The sequence below is a fragment of the Geofilum sp. OHC36d9 genome (genome assembly GCF_052400685.1).
GTDB lineage: Bacteria > Bacteroidota > Bacteroidia > Bacteroidales > Marinilabiliaceae > CAZHHH01.
The window spans coordinates 19,603-44,809 of sequence record NZ_JBQTGJ010000012.1 but is presented as its reverse complement, the minus strand read 5'-3'; the positions used below and the strand labels follow the sequence as shown (position 1 = coordinate 44,809).

General features: G+C 42.1%; 25 protein-coding genes and 1 pseudogene. 17 read left to right on the top strand and 9 right to left on the bottom strand.

What is annotated here, in order from left to right; all coding sequences use genetic code 11:
* The first annotated feature begins 3 nt into the window (after positions 1 to 3).
* The 15 genes from cobT (at position 4) to ACT3CD_RS12085 (ending at position 15,613) form a co-directional block, all read left to right on the top strand.
* A complete protein-coding gene (cobT, locus tag ACT3CD_RS12155) occupies positions 4 to 1,068 on the top strand; it encodes a nicotinate-nucleotide--dimethylbenzimidazole phosphoribosyltransferase (RefSeq protein WP_444645904.1) in 1,065 nt (354 codons plus the stop codon).
* Positions 1,061 to 1,834 (top strand): adenosylcobinamide-GDP ribazoletransferase, encoded by a 774-nt coding sequence (locus ACT3CD_RS12150; protein ID WP_444645903.1) that lies wholly within the window; start codon positions 1,061 to 1,063, stop codon positions 1,832 to 1,834. Before cobT ends, ACT3CD_RS12150 begins: the two co-directional genes overlap by 8 nt.
* A 2-nt stretch (positions 1,835 to 1,836) precedes the next feature.
* Positions 1,837 to 2,424, top strand: a complete 588-nt coding sequence (locus tag ACT3CD_RS12145; RefSeq protein WP_444645902.1) for a histidine phosphatase family protein — start codon at positions 1,837 to 1,839, stop codon at positions 2,422 to 2,424.
* A complete protein-coding gene (locus ACT3CD_RS12140; protein ID WP_444645901.1) occupies positions 2,421 to 2,939 on the top strand; it encodes a bifunctional adenosylcobinamide kinase/adenosylcobinamide-phosphate guanylyltransferase in 519 nt (172 codons plus the stop codon). Before ACT3CD_RS12145 ends, ACT3CD_RS12140 begins: the two co-directional genes overlap by 4 nt.
* A gap of 63 nt (positions 2,940 to 3,002) precedes the next feature.
* Complete coding sequence (locus ACT3CD_RS12135) at positions 3,003 to 3,584, top strand: cob(I)yrinic acid a,c-diamide adenosyltransferase (protein ID WP_444645900.1); 582 nt, start codon at positions 3,003 to 3,005, stop codon at positions 3,582 to 3,584.
* On the top strand, positions 3,571 to 4,899 hold the full coding sequence (locus ACT3CD_RS12130; RefSeq protein WP_444645899.1) for a cobyrinate a,c-diamide synthase: 1,329 nt from the start codon (positions 3,571 to 3,573) through the stop codon (positions 4,897 to 4,899). The genes ACT3CD_RS12135 and ACT3CD_RS12130 overlap by 14 nt, the downstream gene beginning before the upstream one ends.
* On the top strand, positions 4,892 to 5,599 hold the full coding sequence (locus ACT3CD_RS12125) for a precorrin-2 C(20)-methyltransferase (protein ID WP_444645898.1): 708 nt from the start codon (positions 4,892 to 4,894) through the stop codon (positions 5,597 to 5,599). Before ACT3CD_RS12130 ends, ACT3CD_RS12125 begins: the two co-directional genes overlap by 8 nt.
* Positions 5,600 to 5,611: 12 nt before the next feature.
* A complete protein-coding gene (gene cobJ, locus ACT3CD_RS12120; protein ID WP_444645897.1) occupies positions 5,612 to 7,015 on the top strand; it encodes a precorrin-3B C(17)-methyltransferase in 1,404 nt (467 codons plus the stop codon).
* Positions 7,016 to 7,026: 11 nt separating this feature from the next.
* Entirely contained in the window at positions 7,027 to 8,226 is a 1,200-nt protein-coding gene (gene cbiE / locus ACT3CD_RS12115; RefSeq protein WP_444645896.1) for a precorrin-6y C5,15-methyltransferase (decarboxylating) subunit CbiE, read from the top strand.
* The gene (gene cobM / locus ACT3CD_RS12110; RefSeq protein WP_444645895.1) at positions 8,223 to 9,992 is read left to right on the top strand and encodes a precorrin-4 C(11)-methyltransferase; all 1,770 of its coding nucleotides are present in this window, start codon (positions 8,223 to 8,225) and stop codon (positions 9,990 to 9,992) included. Before cbiE ends, cobM begins: the two co-directional genes overlap by 4 nt.
* Before the next feature lie 7 nt (positions 9,993 to 9,999).
* Positions 10,000 to 11,838, top strand: a complete 1,839-nt coding sequence (cbiD, locus tag ACT3CD_RS12105) for a cobalt-precorrin-5B (C(1))-methyltransferase CbiD (RefSeq protein ID WP_444645894.1) — start codon at positions 10,000 to 10,002, stop codon at positions 11,836 to 11,838.
* A 69-nt stretch (positions 11,839 to 11,907) separates the two neighbouring features.
* Positions 11,908 to 12,039: a hypothetical protein gene (locus ACT3CD_RS12100; RefSeq protein WP_444645893.1), complete on the top strand. Its 132-nt coding sequence runs from the start codon at positions 11,908 to 11,910 to the stop codon at positions 12,037 to 12,039.
* Positions 12,040 to 12,178: 139 nt separating this feature from the next.
* Complete coding sequence (locus ACT3CD_RS12095; RefSeq protein ID WP_444645892.1) at positions 12,179 to 12,736, top strand: hypothetical protein; 558 nt, start codon at positions 12,179 to 12,181, stop codon at positions 12,734 to 12,736.
* 808 nt (positions 12,737 to 13,544) lie between these two features.
* Positions 13,545 to 14,135 (top strand): hypothetical protein, encoded by a 591-nt coding sequence (locus ACT3CD_RS12090; RefSeq protein ID WP_444645891.1) that lies wholly within the window; start codon positions 13,545 to 13,547, stop codon positions 14,133 to 14,135.
* Positions 14,136 to 14,167: 32 nt separating this feature from the next.
* The gene (locus ACT3CD_RS12085) at positions 14,168 to 15,613 is read left to right on the top strand and encodes a flotillin family protein (RefSeq protein WP_444645890.1); all 1,446 of its coding nucleotides are present in this window, start codon (positions 14,168 to 14,170) and stop codon (positions 15,611 to 15,613) included.
* 384 nt (positions 15,614 to 15,997) lie between these two features.
* Here ACT3CD_RS12085 and ACT3CD_RS12080 read toward each other — a convergent pair whose 3' ends face one another.
* Positions 15,998 to 17,248: an ATP-binding protein gene (locus ACT3CD_RS12080; protein WP_444645889.1), complete on the bottom strand. Its 1,251-nt coding sequence runs from the start codon at positions 17,246 to 17,248 to the stop codon at positions 15,998 to 16,000.
* Positions 17,249 to 17,891: 643 nt separating this feature from the next.
* Between ACT3CD_RS12080 and ACT3CD_RS12075 the strand changes: the two genes are divergently transcribed.
* A complete protein-coding gene (locus tag ACT3CD_RS12075) occupies positions 17,892 to 18,692 on the top strand; it encodes an aspartate dehydrogenase domain-containing protein (RefSeq protein ID WP_444645888.1) in 801 nt (266 codons plus the stop codon).
* Here the strand turns inward: ACT3CD_RS12075 and ACT3CD_RS12070 are convergent.
* Entirely contained in the window at positions 18,679 to 19,590 is a 912-nt protein-coding gene (locus tag ACT3CD_RS12070) for an NAD(P)-dependent oxidoreductase (RefSeq protein WP_444645887.1), read from the bottom strand. The genes ACT3CD_RS12075 and ACT3CD_RS12070 overlap by 14 nt on opposite strands.
* 402 nt (positions 19,591 to 19,992) lie before the next feature.
* Between ACT3CD_RS12070 and ACT3CD_RS12065 the strand changes: the two are divergent.
* Positions 19,993 to 20,394 (top strand): annotated as a pseudogene (locus ACT3CD_RS12065) (transposase); the annotation flags it as partial.
* Positions 20,395 to 20,698: 304 nt separating this feature from the next.
* On the opposite strand, the gene ACT3CD_RS12060 reads toward ACT3CD_RS12065, so the two are convergent.
* The 7 genes from ACT3CD_RS12060 to ACT3CD_RS12030 all read right to left on the bottom strand — a co-directional run bounded on the left by ACT3CD_RS12060 (position 20,699) and on the right by ACT3CD_RS12030 (position 24,722).
* Entirely contained in the window at positions 20,699 to 21,007 is a 309-nt protein-coding gene (locus ACT3CD_RS12060; protein WP_444645886.1) for a type II toxin-antitoxin system RelE/ParE family toxin, read from the bottom strand.
* Entirely contained in the window at positions 20,998 to 21,240 is a 243-nt protein-coding gene (locus ACT3CD_RS12055) for a hypothetical protein (RefSeq protein WP_444645885.1), read from the bottom strand. Before ACT3CD_RS12055 ends, ACT3CD_RS12060 begins: the two co-directional genes overlap by 10 nt.
* 152 nt (positions 21,241 to 21,392) lie before the next feature.
* Positions 21,393 to 21,689, bottom strand: coding sequence for a hypothetical protein (locus ACT3CD_RS12050; RefSeq protein WP_444645884.1), 297 nt, complete (start codon positions 21,687 to 21,689; stop codon positions 21,393 to 21,395).
* A 222-nt stretch (positions 21,690 to 21,911) separates the two neighbouring features.
* Complete coding sequence (locus ACT3CD_RS12045; RefSeq protein WP_444645883.1) at positions 21,912 to 22,430, bottom strand: hypothetical protein; 519 nt, start codon at positions 22,428 to 22,430, stop codon at positions 21,912 to 21,914.
* Between the two features lie 16 nt (positions 22,431 to 22,446).
* Positions 22,447 to 23,151: a DUF4019 domain-containing protein gene (locus ACT3CD_RS12040; RefSeq protein ID WP_444645882.1), complete on the bottom strand. Its 705-nt coding sequence runs from the start codon at positions 23,149 to 23,151 to the stop codon at positions 22,447 to 22,449.
* Positions 23,152 to 23,364: 213 nt separating this feature from the next.
* The gene (locus ACT3CD_RS12035) at positions 23,365 to 23,934 is read right to left on the bottom strand and encodes a hypothetical protein (protein WP_444645881.1); all 570 of its coding nucleotides are present in this window, start codon (positions 23,932 to 23,934) and stop codon (positions 23,365 to 23,367) included.
* A gap of 218 nt (positions 23,935 to 24,152) precedes the next feature.
* On the bottom strand, positions 24,153 to 24,722 hold the full coding sequence (locus tag ACT3CD_RS12030; RefSeq protein WP_444645881.1) for a hypothetical protein: 570 nt from the start codon (positions 24,720 to 24,722) through the stop codon (positions 24,153 to 24,155).
* Between the last annotated feature and the right edge of the window lie 485 nt (positions 24,723 to 25,207).

Here is a 25,207-nt window from a genome sequence, read left to right as displayed (position 1 = left end):
AACATGACCGCACTCGAAAATCTGGAAATTGCCCCGGTAAAAGATGAAGAACTGGAAAAGGCATTAAAATTCAACATCGATCAAAAAACCAAACCCGTTGGCTCGTTAGGCCAACTGGAAGAACTTGCCATGCAAGTGGGGTTAATACAACAGACAACCCGCCCATCGTTTCAAAAACCGGTGATGCTGACCATCGCCTCCGACCATGAAATTATTAAAGAGAAGGTAAGTCCGGTGCCGGCCGAAATAACCTGGCAACAAGTCCTTAACTTCATCAAGGGCGGCGGCGGAATCGGTCTTTTTTGTCGTCAGTTCGGCTTCGACTTGTACGTTGTAGATGCAGGAGTAGACCATGATTTCACGCCTCATCCCAAATTAATAAACAAAAAAGTACGCAAAGCCTCACGCAATTTTCTATACGAACCGGCCATGACGACCGAAGAGTGTAACCGGGCCATCCAAAACGGCCGCGATGTGGTGGCCTCTTTCGCTGAAAAAGGAACCAACGTAGTGGGATTTGGTGAGATGGGCATTGGAAATTCTTCACCGGCAACCGCGCTGTTGTCCGTTTATGCCGGCATACCCGTAGAAACGTGTACCGGTCCTGGTTGCGGACTGTCGCCCGAAGGCGTAAGTCATAAAGCCAAAGTACTAAAACAAGCAATCGAAAAACTAGGCATTGCCGCTCATCCGGAAGAGAATCTGGCGCGCTTTGGCGGGCTGGAAATCGCCACCATGGCCGGCGGGATGCTGGAAGCAGCCAGTCGAAGAATGGTCATTCTCGTTGATGGCTTCATCACCACCTCTGCCTTTTTAGCTGCTCACGCCATCTGTCCGACAGTAAAAGACTACGCCATCTTCTCGCATCGCTCCGACGAACCGGGACACCGCAAAATGCTCTCGTTTGTCGACGCCCACCCGGTATTGGACTTACAACTGCGACTGGGCGAAGGCACCGGCTCGGCGCTCTCCTACCCCATTGTTCAGGCCGCAGTAGCCATGCTTAACGAAATGACCTCATTTACAGAAGCAAAAGTATATAACGCAGCAAAATTGAGACATGATTAAACGCGAATTAAACATCTTACAATCGGCCTTTCTGTTCTTCACAAGAATCAGAATCCCCTGGAAGGTAAAATACGTAAAGGAAAACCAATCGTTAATTTTAACCTGGTTCCCCTTTGTAGGTCTCTTTGTGGGAGGCATTGGAGCCATGGCATATATTGTCGGGTTTTGGCTATTTCCAAAACCGGTGGCAACCATCCTGGCCCTCGCGGCAATGGTTCTGGCCACCGGGGCCCTGCATGAGGACGGCTGGGGTGATTTATTCGATGCTTTTGGCGGTGGCTACGGCAAAGACCACATCCTAACCATCATGAAAGATTCCAGAGTAGGCGCATATGCAGTCATCGGGTTAATATTTCTGATAACATTAAAAATAGGGGCCTTACAAAACATTCCCAATAGCAGAATTCCACTGTTGTTTGTGGCCGCCCACGCCCTGAGCCGATGGCCTGTTTTGCTGGTAACAAAATTTTGGGACAATGCCCGTCCCACAGGCGCATCCAAATCGCGCGACTCAAGCAGTGCGCTCTCCTGGGGGCGTATTACATGGGCCTTTATCCCGGCGATACTACCACTTTGCTTTTTCCCCATATTTTCTTTTTTCATTGTACCAGTAATTGTTGTAGCCACTTTTTTGGCTGGTCGATATTTTTACAGGCACATTGGCGGATATACCGGAGACTGTCTGGGGGTCGTTCAACAGATAAACGAAATTCTCATTTTCCTATATTTTAGCTTTTTAAGCTATCACGGATTTTTATTTGAATAACTATGGCAACCGAAGCGTTTAATAAAGTCATCTGTTTTGTGCGACATCCCAAAACAAAAGCCCCGCAGGGGGTTTGTTATGGCAACTCGGATGTTATGACCGACGAAACCGATCTAAACCAAGCCGTTAAAAAGGTAAACACAGCCCTAATGGACTTTTCACCCACTATTTGTTATTCCAGCCCCCTGTCACGCTGTCGCCTGCTGGCCGGGAAACTAATGAGTCCTGAAAAAATCGAAATAGACAACCGCTTGCGGGAGATCAATTTTGCCGCCTGGGAGATGAAACCCTGGAGTCAGATACCGCCGGAGCATCAAACTGCCTGGGGAAAAGATTTTATCAATTGCAAAATCCATGGAGGAGAAAACTTCTACGATGTACAAAATCGCATCATTCAATTTTGGGAGACACTCGCTGCAACCCATCATCAAAATATCATGGTTGTTACTCATGCCGGACTGTTGAGAGCATTGCTGGCCTACTTGCTGGATGCCGCTCCCCAAAAAGTGTTTGCCATTGAAGTGGATTATGGCGATGTGATACAGATTAAATGGGACTGTAAAGATTATTATAAAATTAAATTTCTATGAAAAGAGCCGGAATTCATTTTGTCACAGGAGGTCAACGATCGGGGAAAAGTCGCTTTGCTCAGGAATGGGCCATGAAGAAAACCACAAAGCCATACTATCTGGCTACCTCCCGCATCTGGGACGATGATTTTAAACAACGCATCGCCCGACATCAAAAAGACAGAGGGGACAACTGGACTACGCTGGAGATCCCGGTTCACCTGTCTCAGGCTGATGTTACAGGTAAAGTGGTTGTGCTCGACTGCATCACCATGTGGCTGACAAATATCTATTTCGATAATCAGTCGTTAACCATTGACGAAATTCTTGAAATTGCAAAGGAAGAGTTGAATAAACTATTTGAAAAAGAGTGTGAACTCATCATCATCTCAAACGAAATAGGCATGGGCGGCCATGCTGAAAATGAAATCGCCCGAAAATTCGCCGACCTTCAGGGATGGACCAACCAGTTTATTGCTTCACTTGCAAATACCGTAACTCTGATGGTTTCAGGATTACCGCTAAAAATTAAATAGAGATTGCTAGAAAAACGTTAAACACAACATTTTTCAGAATACAGACAATTATTAAACAACAAGATGAGAATCACCACAAAAACCGGAGACCAGGGACAAACAGCTCTGTTTGGAGGCGGCAGAGTAAGTAAAAATCACATCCGCATTCGCTGTAATGGCCGCATTGATGAAGCCAATGTCCGTATTGGATTGTTGCTGGCCGAGCTGCCCGAAAATCATAACTGGAAAACCCGTTTAATCAGCATTCAACGCGACCTGATGCTAATAATGTCGCACATTGCCACCCCCGAAGATTCGCCCAAACCCAATAAGAAACCACATCCCGAACAAGGGCTGAAAGCCTGTGAAGTCTGGATAGACGAGTTAAACGACTACCTGAAAGATGAAAAGCTGGCCTTTGTACTACCCGGCGGCAATAAAATTTCAGCATTGTGTCACTTCGTGCGCACGGGAGTTCGATCATCTGAAAGAACGCTCGTCGAACTTGGTCAGACACACCCGGTACCAGCCTATATTCTACAATATTTTAACCGCTTGAGCGACTTATTTTACCTGTTGGCCATTACCGGATTAAAACAAGACAATATAAAAGCAGAAAAATTCATGTTATTTCCTTCGCAAAAGACAAAAAATGACCTCAAATAACAGCTCCGCTTTTCTTTTAGCCGCACCCAAAAGTAACTCGGGCAAAACCATGGTATCGCTGGCCTTAATGCAATCGCTGGTGAAAAGAGGTATCACGGTGCAACCTTTTAAGTGTGGCCCCGACTACATCGATCCCATGTACCATTCCAAAATATCGGGACGCCCCTCTTACAACCTCGATTCATGGATGGCCTCCCCGGAACATGTACGCACCGTTTTTACCAACAATCACCCTTACAGGGGCGTTTCAATTATTGAAGGGGTAATGGGCCTGTTCGACGGGGCATCTAAAGACAAAGGCAGCTCTGCTGAGATAGCCCGGTTGCTGGACATTCCTGTCGTTCTGGTGGTAGACGGGGCTAGTATGGCCTACTCGGCCGCCCCGTTATTGTTTGGTTTTAAAAATTTTGATAAACGGCTGAAAATAGCGGGGGTCATTTTTAACAAAGTAAGTGGTGATTCGCATTACCGCTTTTTAAAAGAGGCCGCAGAGGATGCCGGTATCGAACCCCTGGGATTTCTGCCACGACACGAACAATTAGCCGTTGAATCGCGCCACCTGGGGCTGCATCTTCCCGGCGAAAATAAAACAAAAATGTTCGGGGTCGCCGCCGAATTAACGGAGAAACATATACTGGTAAACCGTCTGTTGGAGATCACCCGAATAACGACAAAGACGCCTGCCACACCTCATCCCCAGCTCACCAGACAACGCATGACGATTGCCCTGGCACACGACGAAGCATTTAATTTTTCATATACAGCCAATATCGACCAACTGAAACAGATGGGCGAAATCGTACCATTCAGTCCGTTACACAACAAACAGCTACCACCTGCCGACCTGCTTTGGCTGCCCGGCGGATATCCCGAATTACAGGCCTCTAAACTCAGCAAAAACACCGCCATACAACAGGCTATACGGCACTTCGCAGAACAAGGGAAACCGGTGGTCGCCGAATGTGGCGGCATGATGTATCTCGGGAAAGAACTTATTGACGAAAACGGGCACGTCACCCCCATGTGCGGAATATTTAATTTTTCCACCTCTTTTCAGCATAAAAAGCTCCATCTGGGCTACCGGCAAACAGAACTACCCAATCTTGTTCTGCGAGGCCACGAATTTCACTATTCCAGTTTAATCGTGCCCGGCACACCTCCGCACTCACCAGAGGTAAAAAATGCCCGTGGAATAACCGTGGAGATGCCCATCTTCAAATATAAAAATTGCTGGGCTTCCTATATGCATCTCTATCTGGGAGAGAAAGACAAAATGCAGCAATTCATAACCTACTTAACACAAAAGCATGAATAAAGGAACATTAACAGGCGTAGGATTAGGTCCCGGCGATCCGGAACTTATCACCATAAAAGGATACCGGGCACTGCAGGCAGCCGACATCATCTTTTATCCCGTCACGGCGTTAAACGATGGCAAACAGCGCTCTTTCTCGTTACAAATACTACACAAACTAATGATAGAGAAGCCTTGCCGCCCTATAATGATACCAATGAGTGGAAAACAACGCCATCAGTATTATGACGAGGCCTATAAAACCATTAAAACAGAATACGAAGCGGGCAATAACGTCGTTGTGGTCAGCGAAGGCGACTTACTCTTTTACAGCACCTTTGGATATCTCTACAAAATGGCGCTCGATGAAAAGATACCCTGTCATCTGATTCCCGGAATCCCTGCATTCATCGCGGCCGGAAGCTTAGGCCAATTGCCACTGGTTGAAAAAGAGAAAGGGCTACAGGTCATAGCCAAACCCGAAAACTTCGAAGCCATAAAGAAAGCAATGAATCAGCACGCCACACTGGTCGTCATGAAAATAAGCGTTCTAAAGGAATGGTATACATTTCTGAAAAATGAAGCCCCTTCCTTTTTATATGCCGAGCAAGTAGGAACAGAACATCAGTTTTTCACCTCCAGCGTGGAAGAACTGGAATTCAGAAAAATACCGTATTTCTCGTTGCTAATCATCTATCCCGGTATATCAAAACACGTTTAAACCCACTTGACAATGAAAATATTTTGCATAGGAATAGGACCGGGACAGGAAAAGTACCTGACGCCACAAGCCAGACAAGCCATTGAAAATTCTGATGTTGTTGTCGGCTACAAGTTTTATTTGAGTCACGTGGCGTCGCTGACAAACGGAAAAGAGTGCATCAGCACCGGCATGAAAAAAGAAGACGAACGCGCCCGGGCTGCCTTTATCAGAGCCGAAAAAGGCAAAACGGTAGCCGTCATCAGTAGCGGCGATGCAGGCGTCTATGGCATGGCATCTCTCCTCTGGGAAATGAAGCAGAAAACCGGCTCGGCCGTTGAGATAGAGGTCGTTCCCGGAATCAGTGCCATGTTCGCCGCTGCCGCCAAACTGGGAGCTCCTCTGGGTCATGACTTTTGCTCTATCTCGCTCTCCGACCTGCTTACACCATGGCAAAAGATAGAAAAACGCATCAAAGCAGCGGCTTCGGCCGACTTTGTGACGGCCATTTATAACCCGGTAAGCAAAGGCCGCTTCTGGCAATTGATGCGACTAAAAGCCTTGTTCCTGGCCGAACGCTCACCCGATACGCCTGTTGGCATTGCCCGCCAGGTGGGCCGCAAAGAAGAGTCAATCAGTGTGGTTCTGCTCAAAGATCTGAGAGCAGAGATGGCCGATATGTTCACGGTGTTAATTATAGGCAACAGCCAGACCATTCAACACAAACAACATCTCATCACGCCACGGGGCTACGCATTAACCAAAGAGACAGCGGGACAGACCGATAAAATAGGCCGACAAATCATGAACCAAAGTTTCCAAACCATCCTAAAAGAGACCGACTTCACCGGACAGCCGCTGGATCAGGTTTGGGTGGCATTACACTGCATTCACACCACCGCCGATAGTAAAATGGGCGAACTCGTTGAGCTGACCAACGGGGTGGTTCCAATGCTGCACCAACAATTTCACGCCGAAACACCACCGGTAATCGTTACCGATGTCTCGATGGTGACCCGCGGCATTCGATCGTCCATGGTTCAAAAACTGGGACTGGAGATAAAATGCTATCTCGACGACGAACGGGTAAAAACAATAGCAAACGAAAAAGGTATCACACGCACCCAAGCCGGCATTCGGCTGGCAGTTCAGGAACATCCCAACGCGGTATTTGCCTTCGGCAACGCCCCCACCGCCCTGATGGAACTAGTGGCACTCATACGTCAGGGAAAAGCAACACCCACCGGCGTCATAGCGGCACCGGTGGGATTTGTGAAGGTGGAAGAGAGCAAATGGCAACTAAAATATGGCTGCCCAAATGTGCCTGCCGTATTTGTCAACGGCCGCCGCGGAGGAAGCAATGTCGCGGCCACAATTATTAACGCCATCTTAAGCTGGAACGAAGCAAAAAATATGCATCCCGGCGAAGGGATATAAAAGACAACGCCTTGAAAAAATCAGAAATAACCATTATAGGCATATACGACCGGGCACCGGAATTTTCGCCACAAATAGAAGCAGACATGGCCACCACCCGCTATTTTGCAGGTGGAAAACGACACTATGAACTCGTAAAAAAATGGCTGCCGCCCCAGGCGCAATGGACGTCCATAACGGCCCCGCTGAATCTGTTATTCAAAACAATAGCCACCCATCCTGAACAATGGATCGTCTTTGCGTCGGGCGATCCCTTGTTTTTCGGAATCGGCAACACCCTTAAACGAGAATTTCCCGAAGCCCGGATTAAATTCATACCCACTTTTAACGCCTTACAATTGCTGGGACACAAAGCAGGTCTCAATTATGGGGAGTTCAAAACCGTGTCGCTCACCGGCCGTGACTGGCATGAGTTCGACCAATCGCTGCTTCAGGGCGACCGACGACTGGGCATCTTAACCGACCGAAAAAACACCCCGGCAGCCATTGCCCGAAGAATGCTTGAATTCGGATACGACAATTATCGCATCATATACGGTGAATGCCTGGGTGGCCCACGGGAAAGGGTGACAAAGCTCACACTCCGGGAGGCTTTAACCTTCCCTTTTTGTCACCCCAACTGCTTATTTCTGGAAAAAACCGATGACGACTTTCCGCAAAAAGGCATTTCTGAACAAGACTTTGAAACCCTTAACGGACGTCCGCAGATGATCACCAAAATGGCGGTCAGACTGACTTCGCTTGCCGCGATGGAATTGAATAACAAACAGGTATTCTGGGATATCGGTGCCTGCACCGGTAGTATTTCCATTGAAGTTCGTCTCCATTTTCCACATATAAAGGTTTTTGCATTCGAAAAGAGAGAAGAATCCCGGGCAATCATCCTCAAAAACACCCAAACATTCAAAACACCCGGCATCCGGCTATTCATTGGCAATTATTTAAACATCGACAAAACAGGGTTGGAACATCCTGACACAGTATTTCTGGGCGGGTACGGCGGAAATATGATTCCCATCCTCGACGACGTTAACCGGCATATTACAGCCGATGGCACAATCGTTTTTAATTCAGTAAGCGAGAACAGCCGGGTTCAATTTTTGAATTGGGGCAAAAAGAAACAGTATGAAACCAAATTTCATCAGACACTTACGGTAGACGATCACAATCAAATAACCATTATTGCAATAAAGAAAACCAGCACATTATGATAGCCATCATAGCTCATTCCGACAAAGGGCGGCTGCTCGCCCAAACGCTGATTGAGAAAGGCGTTGACGCCCAACTAGCAGTCCACCCCATTCATTACGGACCACTGTGGCAGAGCAACGAAGCTCTGATATTTATCGGTGCATTGGGCATTTGCGTTCGCGAAATAGCGCCCTTTCTAAAAAATAAAAAAGAAGACCCCGCCGTGATTAACATTGATGCCAATGGACAATTTGTGCAACCTGTTCTTTCGGGGCATATCGGTGGTGCCAACCAATGGGCCCGAAAACTGGCCGGGTTACTTGGTGCAGTGCCGGTTGTGACCACGGTAAGCGACACCTCTGATCTTTGGCCCCTGGACCTGCTCCCCGACCGATATAACTGGAAGATAGAACACGCAGGCCATCTGCCCCGACTGATGAGTCGATTTATTAATGGCGCCAAAACAGCTTTATTGATAGAAGCCAGAGATGAAGGCACCATCTTTCTGGAATCCGAATGTCCGCCATTCGTCGATCTCTTTTATTCGTCCGAAACACTTGATCCCGACCGCTATGACCTGATTCTGGCCATCACCCCTTTTCTCTATGACTTTGGAGATAAAGCCATCTTTTACCGGCCGCCCATGCTTCATCTGGGTCTGGGCTGCCAACGGGATCTGCCGCCCGACAGTTTTTATGACACACTCCGGGAGGCACTGCGATCCAACAACCTGTCGCCCCTGTCGGTGGCCTCGCTCAACACAATAAACATAAAACAGGACGAACCGGCATTCCTGTTTTTAAGCCACAAATGGAATATTCCCCTTACAGCTTACAGCGAAAAAATACTCTCGAAATACGAGGTTCCCAATCCATCTGAAACAGTAGAAAAAATTACAGGCAGTAAAGGCGTTGCCGAAGCATCTGCCATGCATCGCGCCTGTAACAGTCTGCTCCTACCCAAAACAAAATTACAAGCCGGCGAAAAATTCTACACCCTGGCCGTAGCCCTCGATGCACAAATGGAACGAAAGGGTTTTATCGAATTTGTAGGTGCGGGTCCCGGCGATCCGGAGCTGATATCGGTACGCGGAAAACGGTTGTTGCAAATGGCCGACTACATCTTATATGCCGGCAGTCTGGTTCCCGAAGAGCTGACACATTATGCCAAACCGGGTTGCGTAACGGAGAGCTCGGCCGGCATGGATCTGAACACACAGATAGAACGTATGGCGCACTTTTATAACCGCCATTTGTTTGTGGTACGTCTGCACACCGGCGATCCCTGCATTTATGGCGCCATACAGGAACAGATGGCCGTGATGGATCAAAAACAGTGGCAGTATCATATAACGCCCGGCATTTCATCGTTTCAGGCCGCCGCCGCGGCATTAAAATCTCAGTTTACCATACCCGAAGAGGTTCAGACCATCGTCTTAACACGGGGCGAAGGACGAACGCCTATGCCCGAAAAAGAGCAACTGCATAAGCTGGCCCAATCCCAAAGCACCATGTGCATCTTTTTAAGCGCCTCAATTGCCCAAAAAGTTGAGACAGAACTGCTCACCCATTACCCTCCTGAAACACCCGTTGCAGTGTGTTACAAACTCACCTGGAAAGATGAAAAAATATACCGTTGCACATTGCAGACACTGGCCCGCACGGTAAATGAAAACCATTTAAAAATGACCACGCTCATTGTTGTTGGAAAAGCCATTGACAACAGGACGGGAGAATCGAAACTTTACGATCCCCATTTTGCCCATGCTTTCAGAAAAACAAATTAAACAACCAATGATACTATTATTTGGTGGCACCACTGAGGGCCGAAAAACAGCAGACGTCCTCGATTTTATCGACGAAGACTATGTCTACTCCACAAAAACGGAAGTTGTTTCTCATCACAAAGGGAAAAACCTGTGCGGGGAGATGGATCGCTCTGCCATTGTGTCGTTTTGCAGGGCCAATAATGTCGGCTTAATCATCGATGCCGCTCACCCATTTGCCAGTCAGCTGCATCAAAACATCCATGATGCCGCAAATGAAGTAAAAACGCCCGTTCTGCGATACGAACGACAATATCCCGAAACCGCATCGCACCCCAACATCACTTCTTTCGAATCGTTTGAACAACTCACGCAAGCCATCCTCCGTAGCCACTATCTCAAAATACTGGCATTGACAGGCGTACAAACCATTACAGCACTCCAACCGGTGTGGCAATCACGCACCTGCTATTTCCGGATCCTCGACACTTCTTTGAGCCGTCAAAAGGCTTTGAACACCTCCATTCCCAACCACCTGATCATTCCCATGCATCCTTCCGGTGATGAAGATGAACTTCAGTTATTGGTAAAAAAGACAGGCGCTCAACTTCTGTTAAGCAAAGAGAGCGGGAGCTCCGGATTTACAGAGACAAAAATCAGCGTCGCTCAAAAGATGGGTATTCCACTCTGGATGGTTAAAAGAGCGCCACTGCCCCATTTCGATTATGTGGTTGATTCGCCCAAAGAATTACTGCAACAGATTTATCGCCTGCGAAAGACCATCTTAAAAAAAGAAGGTGTTCTTCGCACCGGATATACCACCGGGGTGTGTACAACGGCAGCCGCCAAAGCATGCTTTTTGGCGCTTGCAGAAAAAAAATTCCCAGAATCGGTGCAGCTATCATTGCCAAACGGCGAACAAACCGGCTTTCTGATTTTCCCCAAAACACTCACCCAAAAGCAGGCTGCATGCACCGTTATTAAAAATGGTGGCGACGATGCCGACGTGACCCATGGAAAAGAAATCGGCTGCCAACTAACCCTGACCACCAAAGAAGGAATTTCCTTTTTACAGGGACAAGGAATCGGCAAAGTCACGCTGCCCGGTCTGCCCCTGCCTGTTGGCGAACCGGCCATCAATCCCATGCCACGAAAAATGATTTCCGAAATGTTACAACACCTCTCCGGGGCGTATGAGTTGGAGACCGGCTTTGAAGTAACCCCTTTTGTGCCGGACGGCGAAAAACTGGCGCTCCAAACTTTTAACGCCAGGGTTGGTGTCGTCGGTGGCATCTCAATCATCGGCACCACCGGCAAGGTAAAACCTTACTCCAATGAAGCCTTTTTAGCCACCATCGGCTACCAGCTCTCGGTAGCCCACGAATCAAAGATAAACCGAGTGGTGTTAACCTCCGGCAAGCGAAGCGAAAACATGCTCAGACCTTTGTACCCCGATCTGCCCGACACGGCCTATATTCATTTTGGAAATATGGTCGGCCAATCGCTTCAACTGGCAACCGCACAAAAAATACCCCAAATAACCATGGGACTCATGTTTGGGAAAGCCGTTAAACTGGCCGAAGGCAACATGGACACACACAGTAAAAAATCAACCTTCAACGCCCGTTTTGCTGCCACAGTAGCCGACAAATGCAGGTATCCCATCTCCATTTCCCTGAAAATAGCCGGCTTAACAATAGCCAATGCCATTCAACACATCATCCCGTTTTCCGCCACCGAGCCTTTTTACCTTGAAATTGCCCGACGTTGCTTTGATCGCTGTTCGGCCCTAATTCCTAAAGGCATAAAATTCACATTCGTGCTGCTCAACGATGAAGGGCTGAAAATTAAAATAAACAAGGAATAGATTACTTATATTGGTGCCCGGTTAAATGAAGCAGGGAAACGTGATTTCGTTTCGCAAATGATCACACTCATGGAGGAAGAACAAGCAACCATGACTGAAAAAGAATTTGATCCTGCGGCAAAGGTTGAATCATTAAAAACAAAAGAAAAAACGTTACTAAAACCGAAATTGCACAGCAATCGGCAGCTGCCAAAGCCATAGAGGCTACAACCCATGCCAATAATTTGTTAAATGAGGCTTACAGGGAAGCTTCCAATATGGCAGATCTTCTTTCCGGTCTATATGGAAAAGAGAGCGAGATTGTTAAGAAAATCCGAAAAATTAGAAAGTAAAAATCATTATGGCTATTTTTTTTTCGGCCCCCGGGGAGCATGGTTCTGCCCGGGGGCCGTATGATTCTGCACAAGTGCCGCGAGGCTCTGCACAAGTGCCGGATGGTTCTGCACAAGTGCCGCGAGGCTCTGCACAAGTGCCGGATGACTCTGCACAAGTGCCACGAGGCTCTGCACGAGTGCCGCGAGGCTCTGCACGAGTGCCGGATGGTTCTGCACAAGTGCCGCGAGGCTCTGCACAAGTGCCGCATGGTTCTGCACAAGTGCCGCGAGGCTCTGCACAAATGCCGGATGATTCTGCACGAGTGCCGCATGGATGGGATTTTATCTTTACATTCAAAGATGGGAACCTGCCATCTATTCATCAGGAGATGGAATTACTGCCTTGTTCTCGAGGTTGGGCGAATAAAAGATGTGTGTTTTTTATACATATCAAAAACACTAATACCGCAATTGGCATGATCTGCCAGCATTTGCAACATTGGTTTCTGCTTATCAAAAACAACATAATCCAATTCGTCTGCAACAAATTGTTGCTGGTTCAACAGCTTGAAATATACGGTTGAAATATCATCTTGCAATTTGCTTCTCATAAGACAGGAATGGTTTATTTGCTCTGCGTGAACCTGATGAAAAACAAAAATGATAAATCGGATTAGTTATACCAAATTTCGAAACGTGTTCCTTTCATGTGTTTATAATTCGTTTGTTAATGTCACATGGAACTCCCATGAAAATAATCATCTCCCTGTGTGAAAAATCCTTTATCATGGTCATTTCATATTAATATGTCATGCTGGGTGCTATCATAAATAAAATATTCAGATACATTGGTGTCCGGTAAAAATTTAGAGAAATTATTAGAACCCAGATCCAATGTGCGAGCCAGAGATTTTAGAAGATATTGGGGTTGCTTTCCGCCTCAAGAAATTTCCGTTAAGAAAATCAATTTTATTGGCGTAAAGAAATCCGGGTTGGTTGAGCGAAGCGAGTTCCCGGATTTTAGACAATGAAATTGATTTTTAGGAAATTACTTGCAGCGGCGGCATTTTTTGTTTACTTTTTTTTGCTGTAGTGGAGCGAAGCGGATCACGAATACCTTTGAAAAACAAACCTCAACGAGTAAAAAAAGTAAAAGCCCGTGCGGCTTGAGCACTTAAATGGAAAATATATTTTTTACCGGACAATAGTAATTCAGATATTACATTTTAGAGGCTTACCCAATCAAAAAAATGCAATTTGACGCTGTATGGATCACTTGCTATTTCTGGTGAAAAAAATAGAGAATTTGTAGCATCAAAACAGATTAATTAACCCAAATTTGCATATATAATTTTATTACATTGCTTAATGGAAATTACATATTTTTAACCTATGGTGTTTTTAGCTTCAACATGGTGGACCGATATGGTTCTGTTTGAGAAAATAAACTGGCTAATTGCCTTACCTTTTTCTGCCCTTTTTATTATTCAAATCATCCTTACATTTACAGGTGGAGATATGGATGACGCATCTGCCAATGGCGATGTAGACTCTTCCATCGATAATGACTTAGGTATCGATTTTCAGTTTTTAACCTTAAAAAACCTTATTGCCTTTTTTACCATTTTTGGATGGACAGGTATTGTATGTTTCGATGCAAACTTAAGTGTTGGAATTTCTGTATTAATCTCAACCATTGCCGGAACATTAATGATGACGCTAATGGCTTCTATCTTGTACTTTATGTCAAAACTGGCCGACTCCGGAACCTTAAATTTAAAAAACGCCATTGGCAAAACCTGCTCCGTTTATTTAAGCATTCCACCCAAACGAAGCGGTTTAGGGAAGGTACAAATTCAGGTGCAAGGCATCCAAACCTTAGATGCCATGACCGATCATGACGAAAAGATTGCAACAGGCGCATTGGTTGAAGTTAAAGATGTAATAAACAATGAAATACTATTAGTACAACCAAGTAAATAACTTTATAATAATTTTTTAATAATTTTTTAGATATGGGAGAATATGTAGTAATACTGGCTGTTGCAGTAGTCGTCTTTATTTTTATTTTAATTGTATCCTTATTCAAAAGATACAAACGCTGTCCATCCGATCGTATTTTAGTCGTCTTCGGGAAAGTTGGAAAAGGGCTTGCACAAGAATCCCGATCAGCCAAATGTATCCATGGTGGTGCCGCATTTATCTGGCCCATCATTCAGGATTATTCGTTTCTTGATTTAACACCAATATCCATTGAAATCAACTTAACCAATGCGCTAAGTAAGCAAAACATCCGTGTAGATGTGCCTTCACGTTTTACGGTGGGTATTTCAACAGAACCAGGAACCATGACCAATGCTGCTGAACGTTTACTGGGATTATCTCAGGACGACATTAGCAACTTAGCCAAAGATATCATTTTTGGTCAACTGCGTTTGGTGGTGGCAACCATGGACATTGAAGAGATAAATAATAATCGTGACAAATTTCTGGAAGCTGTTTCATCAAACGTTGAAGCAGAACTTAAAAAAATCGGTCTTAAACTCATTAACGTTAATGTAACCGACATTAATGATGAGTCGGGTTATATTAATGCACTTGGAAAAGAAGCGGCTGCCAAAGCTATTAACGATGCGAAAAAAAGTGTCGCTGAGAAAAATCGCGATGGCGCCATTGGAGAAGCAAATGCTCATCAGGACCAAAGGGTCAATGTAGCGGCGGCAGACGCAACCGCCGTGGAAGGTGAAAACAACGCCAAAATTACCATTGCAAATTCTGATGCCACGCGTCGCGAAAAAGAAGCGGAAGCGGAAAGAAAAGCGGTTGCTGCGGAAAAAGTAAGCCAGGCTAAAGCTTTAGAAGAAGCCTACGCGGCTGAAAAAATGGCTGAACAAAAAAGAGCCGATCGTGATAAAGCATCACAAACAGCAGACATTGTAGTACCTGCTCAAATCGATAAAGAAAAGGTTGAAATTGCAGCCGAAGCGGTTGCTGAACAAACACGTCGTCATGCGAAAGGTGATGCCGATGCTATTTTCATGAAAATGGAAGCAGAAGCAAAAGGTATATATGAAATTCTTAGCAAACAAGCACTCGGATTTGACAAATTGGTACATGCTGCCGGAAACAACTCCAAAGATGCCGTTATGATGATGATTGCTGATAAATTACCTGAACTTGTTAAAACGCAGGTGGAAGCTATTAAAGGCATTAAAATTGATAAAGTTACCGTTTGGGAAAACGGTGGTAGCAAAGAGGGTGGAACCTCAACAGCAAACTTCATGAAAGGTATGATGGGATCATTACCGCCATTGGATGATTTGTTTAAAATGGCTGGAATGGAATTACCGGATTATTTAAAAGGCAAAACAGCTGATGAGAAAAAATCAGCGATGATTGAGGATGTTAAGCCTGTTAAAGAAAAAAAGACAAAAAAAGAAGATAATACCGAAGAATCGTAATGGTATTGAATCAATAAAAAGAAAAAGCATCTCAAAACGAGATGCTTTTTCTTTTTATAAAACATCAACTCTTTTTTCCACTCTCCTGCAAGTCGACTCCGGCGGGTCGATTCCACAACCATCTCAATTACATACAACAATTATTTATGCCGACCATTGTTTCGCGGAACACATCATATTTCGAAAAAGATGGCGGAATTCAAATTGATCAATTTACGACCCAAAACTAATGCGAGTGATAACGCCCAAAAACCTCTGAGATCTTCGCAACAGCGCTCCTTTCGGGTGTCACTCAACCTGAGGTAATCGCCGTGTCGTAACGACCGCTCATATCCCAAGGCTTATTTATTGCCTGCTTATCGATTAATCACACCTCTGCAATTCTCAATTATCAGCTATCGGAAGTGTAAACTTAAAATTGCTGCCGATACCTAAGTCACTTTCTACCCAAATCGTTCCATTATGTTTCTCCACAAAAGCTTTACAAAGGACTAATCCTAATCCTGTTCCTTTTTCCTTTTTTGTACCAACTGTGGTATACAACTGGGTTATATCAAATAATTTATTCATGACTTCATTATTCATTCCAATCCCATTATCAGAAACTGTAATCAAGACTATTGCATCATTTATTTCGGCATTTATATTTATTACCCCTCCGCTTTCTGTAAATTTAATGGCATTGGATACAAGGTTTCGTAAAACAGTACTAATCATAGCCTTGTCTGCATAGATAGAAATATCATCTTCCACAAAATGGTTCAGTTCAATCTCTTTAAAAATACTGTTGGTTTTAAGCAATTCAATCGTTTCACTACAAATTAATGAAAGTTGCAATTTTTGAGGCAAAAATGGCACTTTACCAGCTTGCATTCTGGCCCAGTTTAACAAGCTTTCCAATAAATTATAAACTTGATTTGCCGAATTATTGATTATTTTAATTTGTGATTCTGTTTCATTAATATCGTTTGAACGTATATTATGTTCCAATAATTGCAAAAAGCCAAGTATTGAATTAAAAGGACTTTTTAAATCGTGGGCAAGAACTGTAATGAAAAGGTCTTTGTCTTTATTCAGTTTAAGCAACTTAGAGTTCTGGTCTGAAACGATATCCTGATATCTTTTATTCTCAAAAATTGCTGGTCGTATTATTTTTAAAATGAATAAGGCCAAAACTACTATTAGCAGCATTTTCGAAAGGGCTAAATAAAACAAAAACTTATTTATTTCGGTTTTATTCTCCTTTTCGTATCGTTGTACAATTTCGTTCATATTATGTAAGAAACCGGACTCCACATCAAGGATCTTATTTAGATAATCCGCATTCTTTCTGTTTTGAATCAAATTCTTTGCGTTGTCACAAATGACTTCAAAATCAGGTTGCAATTCAATTAAAGAATTCAATATAATTGGAGAATTGGTATTGGTAAGTAATACTTCATTATTTGTTTCAAACAGATGTAAATCTGCTTCCAAAACATTTACATATTCCAAGTCCTTTGTACTATCAGTACTATTCAGGTATAACAAACTTGTCTTTGATATTTTTTGACTGAGATAACGTTGTTTGCCAGCTGTATTGATAAAAAAACCATCATTTTTATTTTCTCTAACTAATAAAATAAGTAGTAGCATTGTACAAACTATTGCAAATGTCATTATTATTAACAGCCAATTGGCCAATTTCAATAATTTGTATTTTCGAGGCTTCATTAAATTCTATGTATAATTGATACTAAAAAATTAGAGGTTACGATCAACCCGTGTTTTATAATTTACATTAGCATACGAAGCAAATACTCCAAAACCTTTCATATACCTGCATAACAAACACTTTACGAAATCACTTACAACACCCTCATACAGGTATTTTACCGTATAAGCATAATTCGCCATATTGATTGAATGAAATAAGGCGCGCCCCCTCTCCACAACATCGTCTCAACATTCACACTGCCATCCGCAATGTTAGAAGCAGTCATCTAAAATACTGAAAATTAACAGTTATCAAAATGAATAAATAAAATGAATGAATTTTTTAATGACACTCCGATTGTTATTAAAAGTCAGTTCGTAATCACCCTGATACCAGGTCAAACAATAGCTCACAACGCCAACCAATACGCGGCGTAGCCTGTATCGCGCCTGCAGCAGGCGATGCGCCAGAACCCCATATTCCCGTCTGGTGATAATTTGGCCGAATAATCAACCGTTGGATATCGAGCAGATGTTTATCATTCTCATTAAAAAAAAATCAAAATCTCTTATATTTAGCCTCATGAAAACATACACATTTGCTATAGCTGGTTGTGGAAAATTAGCACATATAATCGTAGGAGCCTTGTTAAAAGACTTACTACCACAATTTAAATTAATTGCAAGCCACTCGAGAACATTTGAAAAAGCACAAGAAATTGCTGATATTATTGAAACATCAACGTTAGAGTATTCGTGCAAAGCCTGTGCTACTTTTGAGGAACTCCTGGAGCTAAAGCCCGATTATATTGTTGAAACAGCTTCGCCGTCTGCTTTTAAAGAATGGGCTTTACCTGCCTTAAAAAACGGGTCATCCATCGTGACATTATCCATAGGTGCACTTGCCGATGCCGATTTTTATAAAACGGTACAACAAACAGCTCTGGAAAACAACACCCGTGTTCACCTGGCTTCCGGTGCCATTGGTGGATTTGATGTATTGAGAACGGTTTCTTTAATGGAAGAAAACACCGTTACTTTTACAACTCAGAAAGGTCCGGATTCATTAAAAAACACGGATGTTTACGACGACAGCTTACAAAATGAAACGCGTGAAGTCTTTAAAGGAAATGCCAAAGAAGCCATTGCGCTTTTCCCGACACGGGTTAATGTAGCGGTTGCAGCCTCACTAGCCTCTGTCGGCCCTGAAAAGATACAAGTTTCGATAAATTCTGTTCCTGGCTTTGTGGGAGACGATCACCGCATAGAAATAAAAAGTGATCAAATCCATGCGGTGGTTGATGTCTATAGTAAAACGGCTCAAATCGCCGGGTGGAGTGTTGTAAATACCCTAAGAAATATTGTATCGCCTATTGCTTTTTAGTATAGGCGATTATATTTTCTAATACTTTCTCGCTTAAACGTTTAAAGGCTTGTTCTGTGCGTCCGGTAGATGTTTGCAAGCAAGTGATGTTTGGGTATTTTAACAAGCGTTCATCACCTAATGCCCCTAAGGTATCACAATACACAGCATTATCATTTTGCAGCCATTTTTCAAAAGGTTCTGCATCCCAGGCTGGAGAAAGCCCTGTGTTAAATAAAATTTTACGGTTCCCTAAATGTTTGAATTCAGCCTCGTGTAAAAGGACTGTATTCTTATTTAAGCAGGTAATTATAAGTTCATTTTCTGAAAGCAACTGATTTAAAGGTAAAAATTTATATCCTTTTGCTTTGGCAGCTTCTTTTTCGCTTCGTGCAAAATAACTAATCTCAGCACCAAAAAACTTAAGAGCATCAGCAATCATACCTCCTGATTTCCCCAGACCTACAATTCCGGCTTTAAGTCCGGTAATTTCACGCGGCACACCACTCCATGGTTTTCTTAAACTACCATCAGATTTATGACCAATACCGTGCAGGCAACGAACTAACTCACTAATAACGTATTCCACAACACCTTCATCGCCATAATCGCGAACTCCTTTCACAGTTATACCTCTGGAATTTGCATATAATATATCTACGTTAGCACTTTCGGGTGTGTACAACGAGCAGCACATGCCAATATATTTTACATTCGGACATTGTTCTAAAATATCCCGCCCCAAATTGCTTCGGTAACTGAGCAATACGGCATCTGCATCGCCGATACGTTTGGCAATTTCTTCTGCACTGGAAGGCTGGTCTTCATGTAAAATAAGCGTTTCCGCAAAAGATTCTAATTTTTTATTTGCCGATGGTATTAATTCCAAAGGTTCTATTCCAACAAGTTTCTTAAACATAACCTATTTTTATAATTAACTGTATTTGCAAATTTGCATTTTGTCCACAAAAAAAAGAAAAACTGCTAAAAAAAACAGCAATTCTCAGCTATAGAGTACAATATTTACCGTCAACATCAATTTAAATTTACTGATTTTAAAGGTATTCAATCCAAAGTGGAGAAATAAACCGGCTTTGGTCTGAATCGACAATTTCAGGCTTCCCGTTTTTCTGAATACTATTACTCAGACACCAGAACAAAAAGACCCGGCTTCACAAGGGGGAACCAAACACCCTTTTTCAGCTCAGACTCCTTAAGACAGAGGGCTCATACAGACAGCCATATACAATAAAAAATTTAACGGATCCCAAACCCCTTAATTCATTCAAAATCAACACAGCACTAAATAATAAGGAACTATTTGAACGCTAACTCAACACACGTCACTTTCGTGGCCAAAGACTACCGGGACCGGGCACAAAAGAAACCGGTATCACTTAAAGGTGAAGAGTTTCTGCATCGATTCTGCCTGCATGTCATGCCGGATGGTTACGTACGCATCCGTCGATTCGGCATTTATCACCATTCCACAAAGCGCCATCTGAATTTGCAATTTGTGCCGGATGAGAAGCCTGACATTGCCCAGTTGATGGCACCCAAAAAGGAAGAAACAGCTTCAGAACGCATTTTAAGGTTAACCGGGCTTGACGTGACCAAATGTCCTCATTGCAAAAAGGGACCTCTGATTGTCATTAGAACTTTACCCGGGATTCGGTCACCCGCAGGACATCTGCCTTCTATGCTTTTTGCAAAGTTGCTATAACCAACAAAACACCTCCCTTAAAAACTTCATGAACATGAGGTTAGGTGTTAGGTGTTGTATTGTCTAAAGGGTAGGTTTTAAGCCAAAAAGAGACTGGTTTTTAACTTTTGAGTTGCAAAATGCTCTTTTTTTTAACACAAAGAGTTTAAAGCAACACAATGAAAGCATGGGCATTCTTCTCAAAAACATAAAAAAACGACAGTAGGTCCATAGTATTTTGTTGTAGTTCTACCGGGATGTCGTTCAACCTGGAGTAATCGCCGGGTCGTGCCGACCGCTCAGACTCCTATATATGCCTTGGGCTTTATAATTCTTTCATTTTTACGGGATTTTGTCTACAATCAAAAACTGCTGAAATTTTAGCATAGTTATCTTCAATCCAATAAATTATCTTATAGTTCCCTTCTACCAAATATCGATATTCATTTTTCCTTTCGGTGAGAAGTTCTTCTTTTTGTCCGATAGTTGGATTTTTTTTCAAAGTCAAAGTTTTGTCAACTATTTTTCCAACAATCTTTTTGGCAGTTTTAATGGAAACTTTTGATTTATAATAATCAAAAATATCCTCAAGCTGGTATTTTGCGGTATCAGTCCAAAAAATTCTTAAGTCCATGAATTAATTTCATTTCTAAGTTGAGAAGCAGAAGTCATTCTTCCATTTTTTGAATCCTCTTCAGCATTATCAATTATTGTGTTTAGTTGTTCAATTGTCATTGATGACAACTCTAATTCATAAATTTTCATTTTCTCTAAACGTAATAATTTCTCAAACTTGTCAATGAGTCCTTCATTCCTAAGTCTTAAGAACTCTTGTACAAAATGTATTTTTCTTGCTTGAATATCCATATTTATGTTTTTGAAACAAAGATACAAAAAATGATTTGGGATGTTCAACTGCTCTTTTTTCGCCTTAGCCTCAATCGGGATAGAATAGCGGATTACTCCACCTATCCCCCCGCAGATCCGGACGTACAGATTTCCCGTATCCGGCTCCTCTGTTAATTTCCCTTGTCAATCCATACTCTGCGGATATTGGGGGCATGGTAGGCTCCACTCTTTAGCCTCGCATGTAGATTTTCTATGCGCAGAATTAAGTCCAGTTCGTATTCATGTACGTTAACTTCATCTATTCCACTTGCTGCATTTTTCCTTAGTTTTCGGAAACTTGTTAGCAAATATTCTTCCGTTAGATGATGGGCTAACGATGTAAATTCTTCTGCTGGGCTTTCCTGCGCCTTGCGCTTTATACAACTAAATTTTGTTTGCCTGTTGGCGATTTCTCTGAGTAAATCCATGCTCTCTGTTTAGTCGAACCATATTAACTGACAATCCCCCTTCCCTCCTTCGGGTCGCTCAGATGGTACTTCCCCGAATTCACTGATACTATGAGGCTGCTCTGACTTCTGTTCGCCTTCTCTTTGACTCCGGTTGTCCCTCGTCGCAGATACCTGTTACATCTTGCCATTTTCTTTGCGCTTGGTAATGTTGACAAGAGGACATTACCTGCCTGGTGTTTCTTATTGACGGTATGTTTCTTTTTTCGGCCATAAAATCCCCATTGCTAATCCATAAAATGCCATCCAATGTCCTGAAAATCCACGAATTTCGTTAGCTCTCATTCTATTGTATTCTGTTTCTGTCAATTCTCTAATAATCGAACCGTGGTTATGAATCACAAATTTACCGTCCATTATATCAGGTACTCCACCTTCTCCAGCTTGCATAAACAAAAAGAAATTAATCATAGCGTAAAAGAAAAACACAACCGATATAATCATCACAGGTTTTGGAGTATCCTTAAAAATTGAACCGAAAAACTTGAAAGGATTTGCCATTGTTCCAAAACTTGGTTGTTTCAAGTCAGGATTTTTCTTTAATTCTAAAATCGCAGGTAGCCAAACAACAAATATTCCTACATGTAATCCCCAAATGTAAGGGATTTTATCTCCGATATAAATTTCTGATAATGAAATTACATGAACAATTAATCCAAGTGTAAAACCAATTCCAGCAATAATGCAAAGAGTCTTTTTCATATTTTTATAATAGTAATTAGTTCGGTAATCTGTTTGTATATCCTGCAATTTTTAATTCTCCATTTTCCAGTTGAAAAGTAATCTGTTCCATCATATTTTTGTCTTTCTCAAAAGTCAAGTTTATAACATAAAAATCCTTTTCCTCATAATTCGGCATATTTTTATAGTACTGTTTACTATGATATACTCTGTCTCCGCCAATTGTTTTAATTTTTTCTCTATCAGTAATAGTTGCAAAAAAATCCTCCTTAGATGTCATATTTTGCATTATCGAATCTGAATTACTCCAAAATTTATCAAACTCTCCATTGTCAAGTTGCTCAAGACTTTGTTCAGTAAGTTTTACTGCCTTATCAAAAATTTCCTTGTCTTGAACTTGTCGTTCTACCTGTTCATTTACTGTTTTTTCGAAGAAATCAGTAATATTGTCTTTTTTCGACAATGCCTCATTACTTAATATTAATCTAAACGACACCTGCTTATCACTCTCACGAATGAAATACTGCCAAGTAATATTTTTTAAATCAGTCTGGGTAAAGTCTGGAAACTCTTGTTGTAAAAAAACTGGGAACATGTAATTTAAAATATCAACACCAAGTCTTTCATTTTCTTCCTGTGTATCGAATTGGTCAAGTGTTTTAAGAATGATAATCTCTTTTTTGTTAACGGAACAACTTGTGATTATAAATCCGATTAATAAAATTGCTGTTAGTCTTTTCATATTTATTGTCTTGTTTTCTAATCAATTTTAATTGTGCAGTATGGTCTTTTACAATGAACGCCAACGGTGGCAATATGGCATGAAGCGGATTGCGAGCGTTTCACTATCAAACCGAGATGAAGCTGAAACGGGCTAAACCCGCTACAATTAAACACTTCACCGCTTTTTGCTATATTGCGTGTTAGCGGGTCGTGGTTTATTTTATCTGTATTATCAATCATTTATATCTCTGCAATATACAATCGTACTATCTATTGAAGTCCATAAAGTCTGAATATTCCTACTATTATTTGTCGAGTATTCAAATACTAATATCGTGTCACCAATCGATTTTGGATTAAACCAATCAATACTCTCTCCATATGGAATATCTCCACTCCAATCCATTGTCGAAATTTTTTCATCTCTGTAGTCATGCTGAGACAAAATCCTTTTTAATTCAATCGGACAAGTCTCAAAATGTAACCAAATTGCGTAGTCAATCACAGGAAATTCTTGGTCTTGTTTGTTTATTACTTTTACGCAATCATCAGTCGGTTCTCCAAATAGTGCAATATAAATCTCTTTACCCGTCCGGGGTTTTAAAGTCTCTTTTACTTTATTAATCGATTTTTTAGTAATTGTCAATCCTGTCCAGCCACCAAATCCGATGAAAATGATAAAAATAAATATCGAGGTAATAATCAAACTTTTTCTTTTTTTAATCAATCCAATTATCAGTGAAATCAGAAATCCACTAAAAAGAAGGATTGTTAAAATTATCAGAAGTATTATCGTTTTCATTTTGCCTTAATATCTTTTTTATAATCAGGTTGTTTGCTTGTTGCAGTGTCGTCCTACCATGCCCGCTAACGGTGGCAATATGGCATGAAGCGGATTGCGAGCGTTTCACTATCAAACCGAGATGAAGCTGAAACGGGCTAAACCCGCTACAATTAAACACTTCACCGCTTTTTGCTATATTGCGTGTTAGCGGGTCGTGGTTTATTTTATCTGTATTATCAATCATTTATATCTCTGCAATATACAATCGTACTATCTATTGAAGTCCATAAAGTCTGAATATTCCTACTATTATTTGTCGAGTATTCAAATACTAATATCGTGTCACCAATCGATTTTGGATTAAACCAATCAATACTCTCTCCATATGGAATATCTCCACTCCAATCCATTGTCGAAATTTTTTCATCTCTGTAGTCATGCTGAGACAAAATCCTTTTTAATTCAATCGGACAAGTCTCAAAATGTAACCAAATTGCGTAGTCAATCACAGGAAATTCTTGGTCTTGTTTGTTTATTACTTTTACGCAATCATCAGTCGGTTCTCCAAATAGTGCAATATAAATCTCTTTACCCGTCCGGGGTTTTAAAGTCTCTTTTACTTTATTAATCGATTTTTTAGTAATTGTCAATCCTGTCCAGCCACCAAATCCGATGAAAATGATAAAAATAAATATCGAGGTAATAATCAAACTTTTTCTTTTTTTAATCAATCCAATTATCAGTGAAATCAGAAATCCACTAAAAAGAAGGATTGTTAAAATTATCAGAAGTATTATCGTTTTCATTTTGCCTTAATATCTTTTTTATAATCAGGTTGTTTGCTTGTTGCAGTGTCGTCCTACCATGCCCGCTAACGCCCCCATATCATTATTACTATTTATAGCACATTAAGCGTAATTCTATATATATATTGAATAAAACAAGTCGCTTCCCCACCCTCACCACAACAGCGTCTTAAAACAAACACAACCTTCCGGGAATTTGAAAACGATCATCTAAATTACTGAAAATAAACAATTGGCAAAATGAATAACAAAAAATAAATTTTGTCCATTTAATAATGAAAGTCGAATACGCTGGGAAAAAAAAGAAGATGCTAAGCTGATTCATCAACACCAGTAACAGACTTATCATGTATCGGACAATGACATTTCCCGTAAACAGCTATTACTTCGGCACCGATACAAAGAGACCAGGTTTCACAAGGGGGGACCAAACACCCTTTTTCAGCTCATACACCTTGAGACAGTGGTCTCATACACCTTGAGAC

Bases quoted from the DNA above. Each gene is read 5' to 3' on its own strand.
- ACT3CD_RS12090 (WP_444645891.1), top strand. From the start codon at position 13,545: ATGGTGTTTTTAGCTTCAACATGGTGGACCGATATGGTTCTGTTTGAG.
- ACT3CD_RS12100 (WP_444645893.1), top strand. From the start codon at position 11,908: ATGGAGGAAGAACAAGCAACCATGACTGAAAAAGAATTTGATCCTGCG.
- ACT3CD_RS12150 (WP_444645903.1), top strand. From the start codon at position 1,061: ATGATTAAACGCGAATTAAACATCTTACAATCGGCCTTTCTGTTCTTC.
- ACT3CD_RS12035 (WP_444645881.1), bottom strand. From the start codon at position 23,934: ATGAAAACGATAATACTTCTGATAATTTTAACAATCCTTCTTTTTAGT.
- ACT3CD_RS12075 (WP_444645888.1), top strand. From the start codon at position 17,892: ATGAAAACATACACATTTGCTATAGCTGGTTGTGGAAAATTAGCACAT.
- ACT3CD_RS12140 (WP_444645901.1), top strand. From the start codon at position 2,421: ATGAAAAGAGCCGGAATTCATTTTGTCACAGGAGGTCAACGATCGGGG.
- cobJ (WP_444645897.1), top strand. From the start codon at position 5,612: ATGAAAATATTTTGCATAGGAATAGGACCGGGACAGGAAAAGTACCTG.
- ACT3CD_RS12125 (WP_444645898.1), top strand. From the start codon at position 4,892: ATGAATAAAGGAACATTAACAGGCGTAGGATTAGGTCCCGGCGATCCG.
- ACT3CD_RS12080 (WP_444645889.1), bottom strand. From the start codon at position 17,248: ATGCTACTACTTATTTTATTAGTTAGAGAAAATAAAAATGATGGTTTT.
- ACT3CD_RS12070 (WP_444645887.1), bottom strand. From the start codon at position 19,590: ATGTTTAAGAAACTTGTTGGAATAGAACCTTTGGAATTAATACCATCG.
- ACT3CD_RS12145 (WP_444645902.1), top strand. From the start codon at position 1,837: ATGGCAACCGAAGCGTTTAATAAAGTCATCTGTTTTGTGCGACATCCC.
- cobM (WP_444645895.1), top strand. From the start codon at position 8,223: ATGATAGCCATCATAGCTCATTCCGACAAAGGGCGGCTGCTCGCCCAA.
- ACT3CD_RS12040 (WP_444645882.1), bottom strand. From the start codon at position 23,151: ATGAAAAGACTAACAGCAATTTTATTAATCGGATTTATAATCACAAGT.
- ACT3CD_RS12030 (WP_444645881.1), bottom strand. From the start codon at position 24,722: ATGAAAACGATAATACTTCTGATAATTTTAACAATCCTTCTTTTTAGT.
- ACT3CD_RS12045 (WP_444645883.1), bottom strand. From the start codon at position 22,430: ATGAAAAAGACTCTTTGCATTATTGCTGGAATTGGTTTTACACTTGGA.
- ACT3CD_RS12135 (WP_444645900.1), top strand. From the start codon at position 3,003: ATGAGAATCACCACAAAAACCGGAGACCAGGGACAAACAGCTCTGTTT.
- ACT3CD_RS12055 (WP_444645885.1), bottom strand. From the start codon at position 21,240: ATGGATATTCAAGCAAGAAAAATACATTTTGTACAAGAGTTCTTAAGA.
- ACT3CD_RS12130 (WP_444645899.1), top strand. From the start codon at position 3,571: ATGACCTCAAATAACAGCTCCGCTTTTCTTTTAGCCGCACCCAAAAGT.
- cobT (WP_444645904.1), top strand. From the start codon at position 4: ATGACCGCACTCGAAAATCTGGAAATTGCCCCGGTAAAAGATGAAGAA.
- ACT3CD_RS12060 (WP_444645886.1), bottom strand. From the start codon at position 21,007: ATGGACTTAAGAATTTTTTGGACTGATACCGCAAAATACCAGCTTGAG.
- ACT3CD_RS12095 (WP_444645892.1), top strand. From the start codon at position 12,179: ATGGCTATTTTTTTTTCGGCCCCCGGGGAGCATGGTTCTGCCCGGGGG.
- ACT3CD_RS12085 (WP_444645890.1), top strand. From the start codon at position 14,168: ATGGGAGAATATGTAGTAATACTGGCTGTTGCAGTAGTCGTCTTTATT.
- ACT3CD_RS12050 (WP_444645884.1), bottom strand. From the start codon at position 21,689: ATGGATTTACTCAGAGAAATCGCCAACAGGCAAACAAAATTTAGTTGT.
- cbiD (WP_444645894.1), top strand. From the start codon at position 10,000: ATGATACTATTATTTGGTGGCACCACTGAGGGCCGAAAAACAGCAGAC.